This is a genomic window from Acinetobacter sp. 228 (assembly GCF_048147885.1).
The window spans coordinates 169334-185719 of sequence record NZ_JAYWYV010000005.1; the positions used below are offsets into that span (position 1 = coordinate 169334).

The following is a 16386-nucleotide window of genomic DNA, read 5'->3' on the forward strand; positions in this document are numbered from 1 at the left end:
AAAAATGAGACATCAACAAGGTGCTTCTTATATTGGGGTTTTAATTGCAATCGTGGGCTTTGCATTTCTTGCAAAAGTGGCGATTGCGGTTTGGGGGCCATACTTTGATGATCGTATGGTCGATGGTGAGATTGAGGCGCTGTTAAAAAGTGCTCCAGCCAATATAACGCCAGAACAATTCCGCCAACAGATGGGTCAGCGTTTAGCAATGAATAATATTCGTGATCTGACCTTTGATGGAATTGCCAAAGTCATCAATACTGATGGTTTACAGGTGCACAAGAATTATGAAGTTCGTAAGAATTTCCTAATGAATATCGATTTAGTGATGAAGTTTGAGAAAGAGTTTGATCAAAGCACAGTCAAAGCTAAATGATGAACGTCTTGCCAAACGAATCGGCTATCAGTTTAAACAGGCTGATTTGCTGAAACTGGCATTGACTCATCGTTCAGTCAGTCATAAACACAACTACGAACGCCTGGAATTTCTGGGCGATTCGCTTTTAGGGATGATCATTGCGAATTATCTTTTTAATGCCTATCCAAGCGAAAATGAAGGCCGGTTGACGCGTATGCGTGCCACCTTGGTTCGTCAGGAAGCATTAGGGAAAATCGCCAATGATTTAAAGCTGAGCCAGAATTTAATTCTGAGTACCGGTGAATTGAAATCTGGTGGTCATCATCGTGAGTCTATACTGGCAGATACGGTAGAAGCTATTATTGGCGCGATCTATGTCGACTGCGGTGATCTCACCGTGCTAGAACCGATTGTGTTAAAATGGTACGAACCCTATTTAGACCATATTGAGCCGACAGACCAGCTTAAAGACCCTAAATCCCGCTTACAAGAGTATTTACAAGCACGTAAGAAACCTCTCCCGGTTTACGAGGTTGTGGATATTCAAGGTGATGCACCCAATCAGCATTTTAAAGTGGAATGCCAGATTGCGGGATTACCGACTATGCAAGGCGAAGGTGCGAGCCGGCGTTTTGCTGAACAAGCCGTTGCGGCGGATATTTTGAAACTTTTGGAGCATAAGTCTTAATGACTACTCATTCCGATCACATTGATGCTGATCACGAGTCGCAAAGCGACAGTCACGACCTGGTAAATCAATTTTTTAGCGCACAAGGCACCGAAATCCCATCGGACTATCGCAGTGGTTTTGTTGCCATTGTAGGTCGTCCAAACGTGGGTAAATCCACATTGATGAACCATATTTTGGGACAGAAACTTTCGATTACTTCACGTAAGCCACAAACCACACGTCATAAAATTGTGGGAATTGATTCACGTGAAAAATCTCAGGCAGTATTTGTCGATACGCCAGGGATGCATAAAAAAGAAGTACGTGCCATCAATAAAATGATGAACCGTGCAGCGCACTCTGCACTGCGTGATGTTAATCTGGTGCTATTTGTAGTAGATGCCCAGAAATGGACACCGAATGATGACCTGGTTCTGGAAAAGCTGAAAAACGCTGAAATGCCAGTGATTCTGGTGATCAACAAGCTGGACACCTTTGAAAACAAGAACGAAGCTTTGCCGCTTATTCGTGAACGCGAAAAGCTGATGAACTTTGCGGAAATCGTGCCGGTATCTGCGCTTCGTGGTGCCAATCTTGAACATTTACGTGACACGATTGCCAAGTATCTTCCATTCCAGCCACCACTGTATTCGCTGGATCAACTGACCGATCGTTCAGAGCGTTTCCTGGCATCTGAAATTATCCGTGAAAAGATCATGCGTCAGTTGGGTGAGGAGCTTCCGTACGATTTGACCGTTCAGATAGAGTCATTTAAAACTGAAGAACCGGTCTTGAATGAAAAAACCGGTCGTATGAAAGCCGCCTGTACCTATATTGATGCCACGATTTTTGTCGATCGCCCGAGCCAGAAAGCGATTGTGATTGGTGAGAAAGGTGTCAAACTGAAAAAAATCGGTATGGATGCGCGTCTCGATATGGAAAAAATGTTCGAACAGAAAATCATGCTGACGCTTTGGGTGAAAGTTAAAGGTGGCTGGTCTGATGATGAGCGTGCATTAAAAAGTTTAGGTTATAGTGATATCTAAGCGATAAAAATTTGTAAGACCCTTTAAGGAATGCCGTGATGATAAAAGTGTTAGCAGTCGTTACATGTATTGTATTTCTGCAAGGCTGCATTCATAAAGTAGTCACGGTTCCTGTCAAAGTGGCTTATAAAACCACAAAAGTCGCAGTCAAAGGCACTGCGGCTGTTGTGGGTGCCGTCATTCCTGATGGGGATGATGAAGAAGATGAGAAAAAATCAAAAAAGAATAAAGATTAAAGAAGTAATCTATGCGTAATGAAGTACTGCATGGATATTTAATTCATCATCGCAAATATCGCGATCGCAGCCATATCGTATATTTATTTACCCAGGAATATGGTCGTATCGACGGGATTTTAAGGCAGACACCGCCGCCCCAATATCAGCCCATTCGTTTGCAAGCCTCAGGTAAGTCAGAACTCAAAAATTTTACGAAGCTGGAAATTGTTAATCAGCCCATTTTCTTTTTCGGGGATGCATTCTTTTCAGGATTTTATCTGAATGAGATTCTGCTGCGGCTTTGCCCACTTGAAGTCGAAATGCCGCAGACTTATGCCAAATATGGCGAAACTCTAGTGGCTTTGCAGCAGCTTTCTAATCAAACCGATCCGAATACTTATCTCAAGCAGATCTTGCGTCAGTTTGAACATGTCTTATTAGAAGAACTGGGTTATGCGCTAGACTTCTCAGTCGATGCCAATCAGGCAGTTATCGATCCTCAACAACATTACTATTTTCAGCTGAATGATGGTTTTATGCCCTCTGCCAAAGTCTCACGTTCGACCATGTCGGGACAGCAGATTTTAACTATGTTGAGCCATGAAAATGGTAGGGATTTTAATCCAGAACAGTTACAATTATTGACGAAGCTTTATCGACAGGTCATCACTGCCTTACTCGGTGATCGACCACTCAAAAGTCGGCAATTGTGGATCCAAAATTCTCAATCTCAATCGTAGTTAGGAAAATGTTATGGCTGCATTACTTGGTGTTAATATTGACCATGTCGCAACTTTAAGACAAGCACGTGGTACGACGTACCCAGACCCAGTCAATGCTGCATTGATCTGCGAACAGGCGGGGGCAGAAGGCATTACCCTGCATTTGCGCGAAGACCGTCGTCATATTCAGGATGATGATGTACGTCGTATGCGTCCGGTATTGACCACGCATATGAATCTGGAAATGGCGGTCACGGATGAAATGGTTGCTTTTGCTAAGGAAATTCAACCGCAGCATGTCTGTTTCGTGCCTGAAAAGCGCCAAGAAGTCACTACTGAAGGTGGGCTGGATGTGGTTGGTCATTTTGATGATGTGAAAAAAGCCACTCAAGAACTGACTGCGATTGGCTGTGATGTGTCGTTATTTATTGATGCAGACATTGCCCAGATCGATGCTGCGGTTGCTTGCGGTGCACCGACGATTGAGATTCACACAGGCGCCTATGCCGATGCAGAAACTCCAGAAGCGCAACAAGCGGAACTTGAACGCATTGTGAAAGGTGCTGAATATGCTGTATCTAAAGGTCTGGTGGTGAATGCAGGTCATGGTTTAAATCTGGATAATGTCGCACCAATTGCTGCAATTCCCCAAATTCATGAATTAAATATTGGTCACTCAATTATTGCAGATGCAGTTTTTGTTGGTTTGGCGCAAGCTGTACAACAAATGAAGGCTGCAATTAAAGCTGCGCGTTAAGATTGCAAGAAACATATGTCAAATAATGATTATGATGAACTCATGAAGCCCGTGATTGGCTTCCTGGGTTGTGAAACACCAAAAGCTTGGGTGGATGAAGCTTTACAGAATCTGGAGATCCTGATGCAGGATCATGCCAACTGTGAAAAGAAAGCCGCTAGTACAGCAATGAATCTGATGTTCCGTTACAGTTTCTTTGTGGATTTGCAGGTCAAGCTGGCACAGCTGGTCCGTGAAGAAATGCTGCACTATGAGCAGGTGCTGGAATTTATGAACAAGCGTGGTCAGCAGTGGATCGGCCTGAGTGCAGGACGTTATGCCGGTGGCTTGCGCAAAGAAATCCGTACTTATGAGCCAGAAGCACTGATTGATGTGTTGGTCATCGGTGCCTTTGTAGAAGCACGCTCCTGTGAACGTTTTTATGCGCTGGCACCGCATGTTGATGAAGAGCTGGGGCGTTATTACCGTTACCTGCTCAAGTCAGAATCGCGCCACTTTGAGGACTATTTGGCCTTGGCGATGGATGTGGCAAGAGAGGCGAAGCTGAAAAATCCAAAAGAGGATATTCAGGCACGTGTTGAACATATCAGAGAAGTGGAAAAGAATCTGATTTTAAGCCCTGATGATATGTTCCGCTTCCATAGTGGCGTGCCAGTGAAAGCTGCTTAAAACTTCCTTTAAAAAAATCCTCCAAATTGGGGGATTTTTTACGATTCTAGAAAACTTAATTAGATATCTTTCAAACTTTAAAATAGCCTAAGCAGTTTATATGTATCTCATAATATTTTACCGATTAAAAGCAAACACTATTTAGGAATAAGTTAATTATTAATAATCAGAAAATCGGTATTGGTTAAATATGAAGATACGCAAATCTGATTAAGAGCCGGCTTATGAATCGCGAACATTCTAGTTTTATAAAGGAGCGAGAGTGGGGTAAATGATGAAAATCTTTTATTTGAGTAAAATATTAAAGCAATAAAAAAGCCCAAGTCTTAAATGCTTGGGCTTTCTTGAATTTGGCTCTCCCACCTGGGCTCGAACCAGGGACCTGCGGATTAACAGTCCGTCGCTCTACCGACTGAGCTATGGGAGAATCTGAATGCGATTATAGAGAGATTTCAGCAGGGGTCAAGCAAAAACTGTCATATTTCTAACAAATTCAATTTATATGATTTTAATTTAAACAATCATATAAAATTCATAAAAAAAGCTTGTCAGAATAAATATCACTTGTTAGATTGAAGACATAAAGTCGTTTGACCAGATGGTCAAACAGTGTGGATTTAAACCTACTTGCCAGCACAAAAATGGCTAAACCGGAGAAAGCGAATGAATACGCTCACCATCCCTCAAATTTTCTCGCAGCTATCTTTTTATCAAGATCATTATCTCGAAATCATTCAAGATTCTACCCAATATTTTACTCCTGTTACTGGTGCTGAAATCCGTTTATGGCCCTTAGCTGCAAAACAGTTGTATTTGGGTGACTTGCTACAATTGTGGTTTGCAGAAAAATGGCTGGTTGAAAAAGAACGCCAATTCAGCTTTGAAGTATTCCTTAATGTGCCTGAAACACAACCAAAAGAGCTCTTTATTTATGCTATTTCAGGCAATTTACTAACTGGTACAAATCAGTCTAAAGTTTGGCAGGCCTCTTCTGCACAGACCCAGAAACTGAGTGTGGCAAATGTCTCCAAACATTATTTTGAGTATTGTGCTCTGTCCCGCCCCAAACCTGCCAAAGTGCCGCAGAAAGGATGGGGGATACTGTAAATCCCTGATTAGGGAAGCTGACTCGTTTAACGTGTAATTACACAGGCGGCGGTTGCGTAAGCATAAAGCTCACCATTTTCATCGATGATTTTTCCTTCTGAGATTCCTAGTTTTTCGCTAAGGTTAATGACCTTACCAATGGCATTTAACGGTTTATTTTGCGGGATGGGACGACACATTTTAATATTGAGATCAACAGTGCCGTATTTGGCGCCTGCTTCTAAAAGTGTATGAATTGCACAGCCTGTTACGGTATCCAGTACAGTCGCAGCAAAACCCACGTGTACATTCCCCAGCGGGTCTAAATGGTGTTGATCTGCTTGTACCTCGAACGTGATCTCACCACTTTCAATTAAGGTAGGGCGCATTGGAATGGTTTGGCTCATGGTTGGCGGGGGAATTTTTCCATCCATCATCGCTTGTATCATTTCAAAACCTGAAAGATTCTTAATATCCATTGCTTGTCCTTATTATTTTAATTTCTAGATTGGAGCTTAAATTCTAGGGAGGTGTAGATTGGATTCGCAATTGAAATTTGTATAAGGAAATGTACAAAGATTTTAAGTTATACCTAATACGTTAAAATGATTAAAAATAATAATACCGATGAGAAATAGCCATGAAAGCAAAATATTTATGCGGTGCTACTCAATTTGAAGTAGAGCTTAAAAACCACGAAGTGGTAGCATGTCATTATTCGATGTGTCGCCGCTAGACCTGATGAAACTTTAATGTCTGTTGATATAAAAAATATTCATTTTATTGACTAGCAGCATTTATCAGTCATCAATATTTTCGAATGGGTGGAATAATCCCAGGAAAAAATGACAGAAGCTGAAGTTATTGTTATGTTTCAGCAGCCTGATTCCTGAAAATAATACGATTGAGATAAGTAAAGAATGAATCTGTTGTATCTGGTGAAAATATTCAATATGAAGCTAAAGCTCTCTCTAAATCATTACAAACCCGCAAGTAAAAAATACGATTCCTGTCAAAGGGTCAAACTTTATTTTCGTAGAGCGATTAAAAACTCAAAAGAATAAATTGCAATTTCTAAACTAATCGAATTATTCTTCTTCAGAAGAAAATTGAAGGCGGTTGCATAAATATTTTCTATAAAATTAATAAATTTAAAGATTTATGGCACAAAAATAGTATACATTTTTACTGATATATCTCAGATCTAGATAATCTGCCAAAAAACGAAAATTTATAAAAAAATTAAAAATCGAGTGCTAGGGTAATGAAACAGTTTTTGCATCTTTGGGTGCCTATTTTTCTCAGTAATGCCATTATTATGCTAAGTGGTTTATTCGATGTGATTTTCCTGTCACATTTTTCACCTCAGCATGTTGCTGCTATGGCTGTGTGTCTTTCAATTTATTCATTATGTTTTGTTTCAGGGGTTGGAATTCTGCAAGGCATGATGCAAGAACTGGCTGAGGCCAATGGGAGGCAGACTTTTTCTGATATACAGCGGATTGTGAAACAAGGTATTTTGATCGTACTTATCGTGTCTGTTTTGGCGGCTTGGCTATTCACCCATGCCACACCTTTATTAAATCTTTTAAAAGCCGATGATGAACTGCAAGCCCTGATTACACCATGTTTGTTGTTAATGGCATGGATAATTCCAGGACATCTTTTATTGCGTATTTTATATATTCTGACGCAAACTTGTGGACAGGCTAAACGGGTATTTTATGCCAACATTTTATATTTGATCTTCAAGGTTTTATTAGGATATTGCTTGATTTTTGGTATTGAAGGCTACATTGCTGCTTACGGTGTGCAAGGTGCTTTCATTTCAAGCTTGATCATACAATGGTTAATGTTATTTATTTATTATTTTGTATTTCTAGAGAAAAAATTAAGAATTCAATGGTCAGGCACATTTTTACATTGGGCTACCCTAATTAAAATTCTCAGAATTGGTGTGCCTAATGGTATTGTTACGTTTGTGGATGTATTTGCAGTCAGTGCGATTGCACTGCTGATTTTACCCCTGGGTGACATTGTTATAAATTCCCATCAAATTATGCTGGGTCTGTTGGGCTTGATGTTTATGGTGCCGCTGTCAATGGGATCTGCCTTTAGTATTTTGGTATCGACGAAAATTGGTGCAGAACATATTGAATCAGCATGGCAGTTAAGCAAAAAAGCAGTGGTAGTTGTTCTGTCGATTGGATTGTGCCTTGCTAGTTTTGTCTGGATATTTCAGCGTTGGATTATTGCTTTATTTAGTGGTGACCAGCAGGTATTGGCGGTGGCATTCAGTTTGATGATGCTCGTGTGTTGGATGCATATCTTTGATGCCATTCTGGTGATTAGTGTCAATATGCTGCGCTGCTGGAAAGAAGTGGTGTTGCCCATGTTTATTTTTACCACTACAGTTCTGGTGCCTGGTTTGGGTGGCGGCTGGTATATTGCCTATCATCCTATTTCATTTATGAATATTGATTTCAATGCTTTGGGAATACATGGCTTTTGGTGGATGCTTGCTATTGCCTATACGGTTGCTGCCTGTTTATGTTTGCTATGCCTGAGCCTAAAGTATCGATATTATATTCGTCGCACATAAAAAAACCCGCGAATTTCGCGGGTTTTTCAAATCTGATGTTTCAGTCAGATTATTTGGCAGCTTTTTCAGCTTCGATTGAAGCAATTGCTTCATCTACACCTTCGATAGAATCAGCAGCTTTCTTGATACGAGCAAGCGCATCTACCAGTACTTCGTCAGCAGTAGCGTAAGAGATACGCATGAAACCGCCTAGCCCGAATGCATCACCAGGAACCACTGCAACACCAGTTTCCTCCAGTAACCAAGCAGAGAATTCTGTGCAAGATTTAAGACCTTTGGCACGAATTAACGGTTTGATGTTTGCATATGCATAGAAAGCACCATCAGCAGGAAGACAAGAAATACCTTTAATGTCATTCAAGCCATTTACAACCAGGTCATGACGGCGTTTGAATGCTTCAATCATTGGCTCTAGAACGTCTTGAGGACCATTCAATGCAGCTTCAGCAGCAACTTGTGAAATAGAAGTTGGGTTAGAGGTTGATTGAGACTGGATTTTCTTCATCGCACCAATCAGTTTTGCAGGACCCGCTGCGTAGCCGATACGCCAGCCAGTCATTGCATATGCTTTAGATACACCATTCAATACGATTGTACGATCGTAAAGGTCAGGTGCAACTGTTGCGATGTTGTAGAACTCGTCCTCCCAACGGATTGGTTCGTACATGTCATCAGATGCGATAAATACTTCTGGGTATTTACGCAGTACGTCAGCCAATGCTTCAAGTTCTTCTTTGGTATAGATCATACCTGTAGGGTTAGAAGGGCTGTTTAATACCACTAGACGAGTTTTGTCAGTGATTGCAGCTTCTAATTGTTCAGGCGTGATTTTGAAGCGTTGCTCTTCACCACATTTCACAATTACAGGTACACCTTCAGCGATGATGACCATGTCCGGGTAGCTTACCCAAAATGGTGCAGGAATAATCACTTCATCGCCTTTATTTAACAAAGCCAAAGCTAAGTTAAAGAATGATTGCTTACCACCACAAGATACTAGGATCTGGTTTGCAGCATATTCAAGGTTATTGTCACGTTTGAATTTGGCAATAATGGCTTTTTTAAGACCTGGCGTACCGTCAACAGCGGTGTATTTGGTGAAACCGTTGTTAATTGCTGCAATTGCTGCATCTTTGATGTGTTGAGGGGTATCAAAATCTGGTTCACCTGCGCCCAAACCAATCACGTTATGACCTGCAGCTTTTAATTCAGCAGCTTTGTTAGTCACAGCAAGCGTAGGGGACGGTTTGATGGCATTCACACGATCAGAGAGACGTACGTCCACGGCAGTATTCCTTCTTATAGGGATAAAAAAATAAAAAGCACATTATCTTAGCCTAAAATGGTGCAGATAGGGCAAAAGAATTTAGAAAACTTTAAGGAAAAAATGGTGTATTGACCGAACTTTATCTTGAATTTCGATATGCTCGGAGTAGGAGAGAAGAGACTTGATACATCTCGGTCATGCATGTGGATGCATGAAATATAAAATAAAAATGGCCACTTTAAAGTGGCCATTGTGCTGCACTAAGATTGTAGTTATGCCGTAAAGCGTGACAAATCCTCTTCTGGACGTGCTGTTAAAATTTCCGCGCCAGTTTTGGTCACTAGAATTGTATGTTCGTATTGTGCCGATAATGAGTGATCTTTGGTGACTACCGTCCACTTGTCACCCAGTAATTTGGTTTTCCAGTCACCGCCATTGACCATCGGTTCAATGGTAAAGGTCATACCTTCTTCAAGGATCATACCGGACTCTGGCTGGCCATAATGCAGGACTTGCGGTTCATCATGGAAAGTCGTACCAATCCCATGTCCACAATATTCACGTACTACGCCAAAACGTTCGGATTCAACATACTGCTGAATGGCATGACCGATATCACCAATGGTTGAGCCCGGTTTTACAGTTTCAATACCACGGTACATGGCTTCTTGGGCTACATTACATAGACGGTTGGCAAGGATCGTGGTTTCACCACCGACGATGTACATCATATTGGTGTCACCATGATAGCCATCTTTAATCACGGTCACATCAATATTCAGGATGTCGCCTTTTTTCAATTTTTTGCTGTCTGATGGAATGCCGTGACATACCACGTGGTTCACAGAGGTGCAAATCGAATGTTGGAAGGCAGGTCGACCCGGTGCAGCACCATAGCCTAAACATGCTGGAATGGCCTGCTGCTGATTGACAATATAGTCATGACAAATCGTATCAAGTTCCAGTGTAGTAACACCCGGAACAATATGCGGTTTGATCATATCCAAAACTTCTGCCGCCAGTCGCCCCGCTACACGCATTTTTTCAATTTCGTCAGGGGTTTTGATAAGTCGACGTGGAGCTTGATAAGTGTTGTTCATGATCTCTAAAAACTTTTGGAAATTTGTGTGTGACTATGGTATAAATAGCCGCCCATTTTATCAAATGCTTTTTCGTGAATAAATTTCACGGGCTTTGTGCGATGAGGCAAAAAAATCCGCACATATATCGACACATTACTCTGGGTGCCCTTTGGGGTGGAGAATGCGGGTATATGGAGGCCTAACCCAAACTTTAAGGTAAAGAAAATGGCAGATTACAACGTAAGCATGCGCGACCTTCTTCAAGCTGGCGCGCACTTTGGTCACCAAACTCGTTTCTGGAATCCAAAGATGCGTGAATACATCTTTGGTGCGCGTAACAAAATTCACATCATTAACCTTGAGCACACTGTTCCTGCGTTAAATGATGCTTTGAACTTTGCTAACAACTTGGCTAGCAAAAAGAACAAAGTTTTGTTCGTTGGTACTAAGCGTGCAGCTTCTGCAATCATCCGTGAACAAGCTCAACGCGCTGGTCAACCATACGTAGATCACCGCTGGTTAGGTGGTATGTTGACGAACTGGAAAACACTTCGCCAATCTATCAACCGTTTAAAAGACCTTCAAACTCAATCTCAAGACGGTACTTTCGCTAAGCTCACTAAACGTGAAGCTCTAGAGCGTACTCGTGAGATGGAAAAACTTGAGCGTGGCTTAGGCGGCGTTAAAAACATGGGTGGTTTACCTGACGCATTGTTCGTAATCGATGTTGATCACGAAGCGATTGCAATCAAAGAAGCGAAGAACCTTGGTATTCCTGTAATCGGTATCGTTGATACAAACTCTAACCCAGACAACGTAGACTACGTTATTCCGGGTAACGATGATGCGATCCGTGCAGTAACTCTTTATGCTTCTGCTATGGCTGATGCGATTATTGCTGGTAAAGAATACGCTCAATCACAAGCAAATGCACAAGCTAAAGCAGAAGAAGCTCCAGCTTCTGAGGCTTAATGCGTTTGACGCTAGCTTGTCATTCTTGCGACATGTGATGGTGGCAAAGTAAGCGTTATGTATGCAGGCGGCCCATGAGAACTCCTCTGGGCCGTTTCTGTTCTAAAAAGAATTCATTTTCTACCGAATTTAGGAGATTAACATGACTGCAGTTACAGCAAGCATGGTTAAAGAATTGCGCGATCGTACTGGTCTAGCAATGATGGAATGTAAAAAAGCTTTGACAGAAGCGGGCGGCGACGTTGAACTGGCGATCGATAACCTACGTAAATCTGGTCAAGCAAAAGCTGCTAAAAAAGCAGGTAACATTGCTGCTGATGGCGCAATCACAATTGCTCAAGAAGGCAACAAAGCACTTCTTCTAGAAGTTAACTGCCAAACTGACTTCGTTGCGAAAGACGAAAACTTTGCTGGTTTCTCTGCAAAAGTTGCTGCTGCCGCTCTTGCTGCAAACGTAACTGAGCCTGCTCAAATTGCTGAATTGAAACTAGAAGATGGTACGACTGTTGAAGAAGCGCGTATCGCTCTTGTTCAAAAAATCGGTGAAAACATCCAAGTACGTCGTGCAAAAATTGTTGAAGGCGAAAACCTTGCAGTTTATAAACACGGTCTTAAGATCGGTGTTGTTGTTTCTTACACTGGTGATGAAGCAACTGGTAAAGGCTTGGCAATGCACGTTGCTGCGTTCAACCCGGTCGCTGTAAATGCTGAAGGCGTTTCTGCTGAGCTTATCGCGAAAGAGAAAGAAATCGCTGAAGCGAAAGCACTTGAATCTGGCAAGCCAGCAAACATCGTTGAGAAGATGGTTGTAGGTTCTGTTGAGAAATACCTGAATGAAGTTGTTCTTGAGCGTCAACAGTACGTGATCGACAACGACAAGAAAGTTGCTGACGTTCTTAAAGCAACTGGTACGACTGTAACTGATTTCGTTCGTTTCGAAGTTGGTGAAGGTATTGAGAAAAAAGCAGAAATGAGCTTCGCTGACGAAGTTGCTGCTGCTCAAGCTGCTGCTGCACAATAATTTGTCTCTTGACTAATTGTTGAGTAGAAAAAAGCCCCGTTTGGGGCTTTTTTTATGCCTAAAATTAGCGGGTTTAGGTCAGCAAATGATTTCTAAAAATTTAATAAAGGTTAAGATGAAAAATATGCGTAAATCATCATGTCACCCAAAACACATGTTGCTTTAGTTTCGATTATTACCCTTTGTGATGCGTTATATGTCTATCTTGAAGAGCATGAATAGAGTGGAAAATTCAATGTGATTGACTGCGATGCAGTATGAGACTGAGTGAAAGCGTTCAGATCATGGCTTAAACCACTAGAAAAGAGCCTATCAATAAGGCTCTTCTCATAGGATAAATCGAATGTAGCATCAGATGCTCATGATTGCGCTGTTATGACGCGATTTCCATTTTGGTAGGATTTTACCTAGATAGGCATCCATGCACCAAATTGGGCCAATGAGGAGGAATTGGAGGTCTTTGAGGAAAGAAGGCTTTTTGCCTTCAACTTTGTGCCCATAAAATTGTCCAATCCAGGCCAAGACAAACAGGGCGATAAAGAAACCGGTACCCACTGGCAGAATCCAGATGAGCCAGGCCATGACCAAAGTCAACGTAGCCATGGCCACAGCCAAAACAAGATCCAGGCGCGCATAGAAAATAAAAGCCAAAATCAGTAACAGGGCCGTCAGTAAGGCGCTAAAATGCGCCAGAATGCCAATAATCGAAAAATAGATCGTCGGTACGCAGACCCAGTGAATCAGTTTATTGGTTTTATTTTGGTGGCTGTCACTATATTCATCAAACCATTCAGATATTGTTTTCATTCTTCGCTCCATTCCATGAACATGTTTTGCGTATCAGGCAATATAAAGCAGAATTTGCATGCGGTCAAAAGTTAATCATGTGGGCAAATGAGTTTTATCCGGTCTTAGGAACATGCCAAAATTTCTCTGAAATCGTTTAAAAATAGCGTTAAACCATACTGTTTGTATTCTCATACACTATCAAGTGCAATAAAAAAAGCCACATTGCTGTGACTTCTGTTAAATGTGTTGCAGGTCAAACCTTAAGAATTTGGACCAGCGACACGCTCAATACTGACTTTTGCAGTACCGGCACTGGTAATACCTAACTGTTTTGCAGCACCGTAAGATAAATCAACGACACGGTTACCATGGAAAGGACCGCGGTCATTAACTTTCACCACGACGCTTTTGCCGTTATTACGGTTGGTTACACGAATATAGCAGTTCAATGGCAGGCTACGATGAGCAGCAGTCATTGCGTTCATGTCAAAGGTTTCACCGCTTGCAGTTTTACGGCCGTGGAATTGACGACCATACCAAGACGCTGTACCAGTCTGACTGAATTTACGTACAGTATTTGAAGCCACTGTATTCAGTTTTTCAATCACTGAAGGCTCTTCTGCAGGAATTTCAATTTTCGCTGCGATAGTTTCACGGCGAACTTTATCGCCAGAACGCTCAGTGATTGAAAGGCTGTTCAAATTGGTGAAATTTGAATTGAAGCTTTGAGCTTCTTTATTGAGTACTCGCGTTGCAAGGCGCGAATTATCATTTTCATTGGTGAATGAAGATGATGGAACCATATCTGCCTGCGATTGCGTCAGCGTGACAATCGTGGCAATGGCCATAAAAGACTTCAAAATTGAAGAATGCATCGAATCAACTCCTAACAGCATACCTATTTGGTTGTTCATAAATGGCTGAAAAACCATGTAAACATGCCTGATATTTAACTTATGCAACTACATTTAACGAAATGGATAATATTCATGCTGACAACACCCTGTCTAGTGTTTAATTAAAATAGTTAAAAAAAGAACGCAAAATAAACAATGGTTGATTAAAAAATAATCAATATTGTAACATAATATTAAAATTGCTTAAAATATGCTCAAATTGGTCCATAAAAATGTTGACTTTCATAATTTGTATTAATTATTAGTGTTAACGGTTGGTAATTTCCGTACCTAATAACCACAATGCAGTAGCATACATACGGCTGCGATTATAGGTGGTAATCACTTGAAAATTTGGATAAGTGATATAGTAAATCGGGCCATAATTCTCTTGTAATTGAATCACATTGACCAAATCCAGATCATCAATTTTTACAATCGGATTCATCGGGCTAATGCCTTGAGTTTTGAGTACACCATAAGGGATAGGCTGGGTGAGATCCTTGGCAATTACTACATCTGGATTTGAACCGGTATAACGTGCCGGAAAGGCAATCGGCTGATTACGTTGCCAGCCATGCTGTGCCAGATAGTTGGCAATCGAACCTATCGCATCTACTGCTGAATTACGCAGGTCAATATGACCATTACCATCGTAGTCCACACCAAACTTTGGAATATTGCTAGGCATAAACTGTGGATAACCGACAGCGCCGGCATATGAGCCCACTATAGAAGAAGTTGCCACCCCATCTTTATAAGACCAGGCAATCAGGGCAGCCAGTTCATCCTGAAAATACTGGGCACGGCGCTCATAACCAAAACCTAAGGTTGCCAGAGCATCACGAGTGATAAAAGAACCCTTGTTGCTACCAAAACCGGTTTCCACGCCTAAAATGCCTAGAATGATTGATTGCGGCACACCAAACTGCTGTTCAGCACGGTTAAGCGTATCCGCATATTGCTGTTTAAAACGTACGCCACGCTGAATGGTAGATTCAGACAGAAAATTGGTCTTATACGAATACCACGGCTTACTTTCACCTGGGCGATTCATGATGTTGATGATATTGGGCAGGTTACGCGTCCCGCTCATGGCTGAATCGACTTGCTGGGCACTCAGTCCATAGCTTTGCATGGCATTTTGCTTAAAACTTGCGTAAGAAGGATGATACTGGAAATCGTTGGCCAGGCTAAAACTGCTAAGACCAAATGCAGTGAATATGATTGAAAGCTGTTTCAACTTTTTATAAAAATCCGATTTCAACATCTTGCTACGATTTCCAGTTTTTTTAGATGGGTTGCTGGCGATGTCATTTGAATCATGCCATGAAAAAGATTGATAAATTTTTTCAATCTTAGGGCTTAAAGTGCCAGATTAAAGATAACATTCGGATGATTAAGAGACCTAGCCGCTTATACAAAAATAGCGAAAGTTTGGCTATTTTTGCGGCAGTATGGCTTGCGCGGCAGCTTATCTGTAACAATCTATTTCACTGATCATAAAAAAGCCTGACAAAAGTCAGGCTGGTTTCTCAAGATTTACAGAAAATCAGAGATTAGACTATCCAAAACTATTCTGTATAGAACAAAGTGTCGTGATATTCGGCCATGGCGCGCAGCTCATCTTTATTCAAATTCAGAATGATTTTATCTGCTGCCATATTAATGGCTTTGATCACTGCAGATGCGCCAATATCTGCAGCCTTACGTTTGATCATGCCAAGATCCAGGGTTTTATTAAAGTCGACCATAAAATGTCGTACTGTCGCTTCACCAAATTGCTTGTAAAGATTGCTAAATGCCTGTTTGTCGATACTCTGACCGGCTTTGAGTTCCGCATAATGATGTTTCAAATTCGTCACCAGATTGGCATCGAGCGACTCACCGACACGTAAATGTCCATCAGGATCTTTAAACAGGCTGCGCTCAGAGAAGGTAATGGATTCTCTAACCACCTCATTCGGCACTTTACTCAAAAGCTGCTTCAGTAACACTGCAACAGTCGACTTGATATAACCTGCCAGTTTTTCCGCAGTATCGCGTTTATCGCTGGCAGGAAAGCGACGCACCAGCTCGGTGAGAATCGCATCAATAATTTCATCATTGATCATTAATGCAGTTTTATCACGCAAGGGGTAAAGCGGTTCACTGGAATTTTTGTTTTGTTGTGCAGTCTGAATTGTATTTAAAAGCTCTGCAGAAGGAATAAACCCAAAAAATGGCATTGT

The 16386-nt window shown here is 41.5% G+C and carries 18 protein-coding genes and 1 tRNA gene; 11 read left to right on the forward strand and 8 right to left on the reverse strand.

The features are described 5' to 3' along the window. Positions 1-4 precede the first annotated feature (4 nt). Genes VXQ92_RS06045 through VXQ92_RS06075 form a run of 7 tightly spaced genes read left to right on the forward strand, consistent with a single transcriptional unit; the run spans position 5 to position 4440 of the window. The gene (locus VXQ92_RS06045) at positions 5-376 is read left to right on the forward strand and encodes a DUF4845 domain-containing protein (protein ID WP_064102774.1); all 372 of its coding nucleotides are present in this window, start codon (positions 5-7) and stop codon (positions 374-376) included. After that, positions 348-1046, forward strand: a complete 699-nt coding sequence (rnc, locus tag VXQ92_RS06050) for a ribonuclease III (protein ID WP_004279062.1) — start codon at positions 348-350, stop codon at positions 1044-1046. Before VXQ92_RS06045 ends, rnc begins: the two co-directional genes overlap by 29 nt. Further along, positions 1046-2074, forward strand: a complete 1029-nt coding sequence (gene era, locus VXQ92_RS06055; RefSeq protein WP_064102773.1) for a GTPase Era — start codon at positions 1046-1048, stop codon at positions 2072-2074. The genes rnc and era overlap by 1 nt, the downstream gene beginning before the upstream one ends. A gap of 38 nt (positions 2075-2112) precedes the next feature. Next, positions 2113-2310 (forward strand): NF038104 family lipoprotein, encoded by a 198-nt coding sequence (locus VXQ92_RS06060; protein ID WP_064102772.1) that lies wholly within the window; start codon positions 2113-2115, stop codon positions 2308-2310. Between the two features lie 11 nt (positions 2311-2321). Then, positions 2322-3032 carry a DNA repair protein RecO gene (gene recO / locus VXQ92_RS06065; RefSeq protein ID WP_416680841.1) on the forward strand — a complete coding sequence of 237 codons (711 nt, stop codon included), beginning with the start codon at positions 2322-2324 and terminating at the stop codon, positions 3030-3032. 13 nt (positions 3033-3045) lie between these two features. Continuing rightward, positions 3046-3771, forward strand: a complete 726-nt coding sequence (pdxJ, locus tag VXQ92_RS06070) for a pyridoxine 5'-phosphate synthase (RefSeq protein WP_416680842.1) — start codon at positions 3046-3048, stop codon at positions 3769-3771. A gap of 15 nt (positions 3772-3786) precedes the next feature. Next, positions 3787-4440, forward strand: a complete 654-nt coding sequence (locus VXQ92_RS06075; protein ID WP_416680843.1) for a tRNA-(ms[2]io[6]A)-hydroxylase — start codon at positions 3787-3789, stop codon at positions 4438-4440. Positions 4441-4791: 351 nt separating this feature from the next. Here the strand turns inward: VXQ92_RS06075 and VXQ92_RS06080 are convergent. Next, positions 4792-4867, reverse strand: a tRNA-Asn gene (locus VXQ92_RS06080). Between the two features lie 236 nt (positions 4868-5103). Here VXQ92_RS06080 and VXQ92_RS06085 point away from each other — a divergent pair. Beyond that, entirely contained in the window at positions 5104-5547 is a 444-nt protein-coding gene (locus VXQ92_RS06085; protein ID WP_416680845.1) for a hypothetical protein, read from the forward strand. A 26-nt stretch (positions 5548-5573) separates the two neighbouring features. On the opposite strand, the gene VXQ92_RS06090 is transcribed toward VXQ92_RS06085, so the two are convergent. Beyond that, the gene (locus tag VXQ92_RS06090) at positions 5574-6005 is read right to left on the reverse strand and encodes a PaaI family thioesterase (RefSeq protein WP_416680846.1); all 432 of its coding nucleotides are present in this window, start codon (positions 6003-6005) and stop codon (positions 5574-5576) included. A gap of 785 nt (positions 6006-6790) precedes the next feature. Here VXQ92_RS06090 and VXQ92_RS06095 point away from each other — a divergent pair. After that, positions 6791-8128, forward strand: a complete 1338-nt coding sequence (locus VXQ92_RS06095; RefSeq protein WP_416680847.1) for an MATE family efflux transporter — start codon at positions 6791-6793, stop codon at positions 8126-8128. A 49-nt stretch (positions 8129-8177) separates the two neighbouring features. On the opposite strand, the gene VXQ92_RS06100 is transcribed toward VXQ92_RS06095, so the two are convergent. Further along, positions 8178-9413, reverse strand: coding sequence for a pyridoxal phosphate-dependent aminotransferase (locus tag VXQ92_RS06100; RefSeq protein WP_416680848.1), 1236 nt, complete (start codon positions 9411-9413; stop codon positions 8178-8180). A gap of 254 nt (positions 9414-9667) precedes the next feature. Beyond that, complete coding sequence (gene map / locus VXQ92_RS06105) at positions 9668-10495, reverse strand: type I methionyl aminopeptidase (RefSeq protein WP_416680849.1); 828 nt, start codon at positions 10493-10495, stop codon at positions 9668-9670. A gap of 207 nt (positions 10496-10702) precedes the next feature. Between map and rpsB the strand changes: the two genes are divergently transcribed. Both rpsB and tsf read left to right on the forward strand, forming a co-directional pair. Continuing rightward, positions 10703-11449: a 30S ribosomal protein S2 gene (gene rpsB / locus VXQ92_RS06110; RefSeq protein WP_064096196.1), complete on the forward strand. Its 747-nt coding sequence runs from the start codon at positions 10703-10705 to the stop codon at positions 11447-11449. A gap of 142 nt (positions 11450-11591) precedes the next feature. After that, positions 11592-12470: a translation elongation factor Ts gene (gene tsf / locus VXQ92_RS06115; protein WP_416680851.1), complete on the forward strand. Its 879-nt coding sequence runs from the start codon at positions 11592-11594 to the stop codon at positions 12468-12470. 351 nt (positions 12471-12821) lie between these two features. On the opposite strand, the gene VXQ92_RS06120 is transcribed toward tsf, so the two are convergent. The 4 genes from VXQ92_RS06120 to VXQ92_RS06135 all read right to left on the reverse strand — a co-directional run bounded on the left by VXQ92_RS06120 (position 12822) and on the right by VXQ92_RS06135 (position 16383). Then, entirely contained in the window at positions 12822-13277 is a 456-nt protein-coding gene (locus VXQ92_RS06120; protein WP_144724574.1) for an Mpo1-like protein, read from the reverse strand. A 242-nt stretch (positions 13278-13519) separates the two neighbouring features. After that, entirely contained in the window at positions 13520-14134 is a 615-nt protein-coding gene (locus VXQ92_RS06125) for a septal ring lytic transglycosylase RlpA family protein (RefSeq protein ID WP_064096470.1), read from the reverse strand. A 289-nt stretch (positions 14135-14423) separates the two neighbouring features. Next, a complete protein-coding gene (gene mltB, locus VXQ92_RS06130; RefSeq protein WP_416680852.1) occupies positions 14424-15425 on the reverse strand; it encodes a lytic murein transglycosylase B in 1002 nt (333 codons plus the stop codon). A 304-nt stretch (positions 15426-15729) separates the two neighbouring features. Then, positions 15730-16383: a hypothetical protein gene (locus tag VXQ92_RS06135; protein ID WP_416680853.1), complete on the reverse strand. Its 654-nt coding sequence runs from the start codon at positions 16381-16383 to the stop codon at positions 15730-15732. Between the last annotated feature and the right edge of the window lie 3 nt (positions 16384-16386).

Bases quoted from the DNA above. Each gene is read 5' to 3' on its own strand.
- VXQ92_RS06045 (WP_064102774.1), top strand. From the start codon at position 5: ATGAGACATCAACAAGGTGCTTCTTATATTGGGGTTTTAATTGCAATC.
- era (WP_064102773.1), top strand. From the start codon at position 1,046: ATGACTACTCATTCCGATCACATTGATGCTGATCACGAGTCGCAAAGC.
- VXQ92_RS06060 (WP_064102772.1), top strand. From the start codon at position 2,113: ATGATAAAAGTGTTAGCAGTCGTTACATGTATTGTATTTCTGCAAGGC.
- recO (WP_416680841.1), top strand. From the start codon at position 2,322: ATGCGTAATGAAGTACTGCATGGATATTTAATTCATCATCGCAAATAT.
- pdxJ (WP_416680842.1), top strand. From the start codon at position 3,046: ATGGCTGCATTACTTGGTGTTAATATTGACCATGTCGCAACTTTAAGA.
- VXQ92_RS06075 (WP_416680843.1), top strand. From the start codon at position 3,787: ATGTCAAATAATGATTATGATGAACTCATGAAGCCCGTGATTGGCTTC.
- VXQ92_RS06085 (WP_416680845.1), top strand. From the start codon at position 5,104: ATGAATACGCTCACCATCCCTCAAATTTTCTCGCAGCTATCTTTTTAT.
- VXQ92_RS06090 (WP_416680846.1), bottom strand. From the start codon at position 6,005: ATGGATATTAAGAATCTTTCAGGTTTTGAAATGATACAAGCGATGATG.
- VXQ92_RS06095 (WP_416680847.1), top strand. From the start codon at position 6,791: ATGAAACAGTTTTTGCATCTTTGGGTGCCTATTTTTCTCAGTAATGCC.
- map (WP_416680849.1), bottom strand. From the start codon at position 10,495: ATGAACAACACTTATCAAGCTCCACGTCGACTTATCAAAACCCCTGAC.
- rpsB (WP_064096196.1), top strand. From the start codon at position 10,703: ATGGCAGATTACAACGTAAGCATGCGCGACCTTCTTCAAGCTGGCGCG.
- tsf (WP_416680851.1), top strand. From the start codon at position 11,592: ATGACTGCAGTTACAGCAAGCATGGTTAAAGAATTGCGCGATCGTACT.
- VXQ92_RS06120 (WP_144724574.1), bottom strand. From the start codon at position 13,277: ATGAAAACAATATCTGAATGGTTTGATGAATATAGTGACAGCCACCAA.
- VXQ92_RS06125 (WP_064096470.1), bottom strand. From the start codon at position 14,134: ATGCATTCTTCAATTTTGAAGTCTTTTATGGCCATTGCCACGATTGTC.
- mltB (WP_416680852.1), bottom strand. From the start codon at position 15,425: ATGTTGAAATCGGATTTTTATAAAAAGTTGAAACAGCTTTCAATCATA.
- VXQ92_RS06135 (WP_416680853.1), bottom strand. From the start codon at position 16,383: ATGCCATTTTTTGGGTTTATTCCTTCTGCAGAGCTTTTAAATACAATT.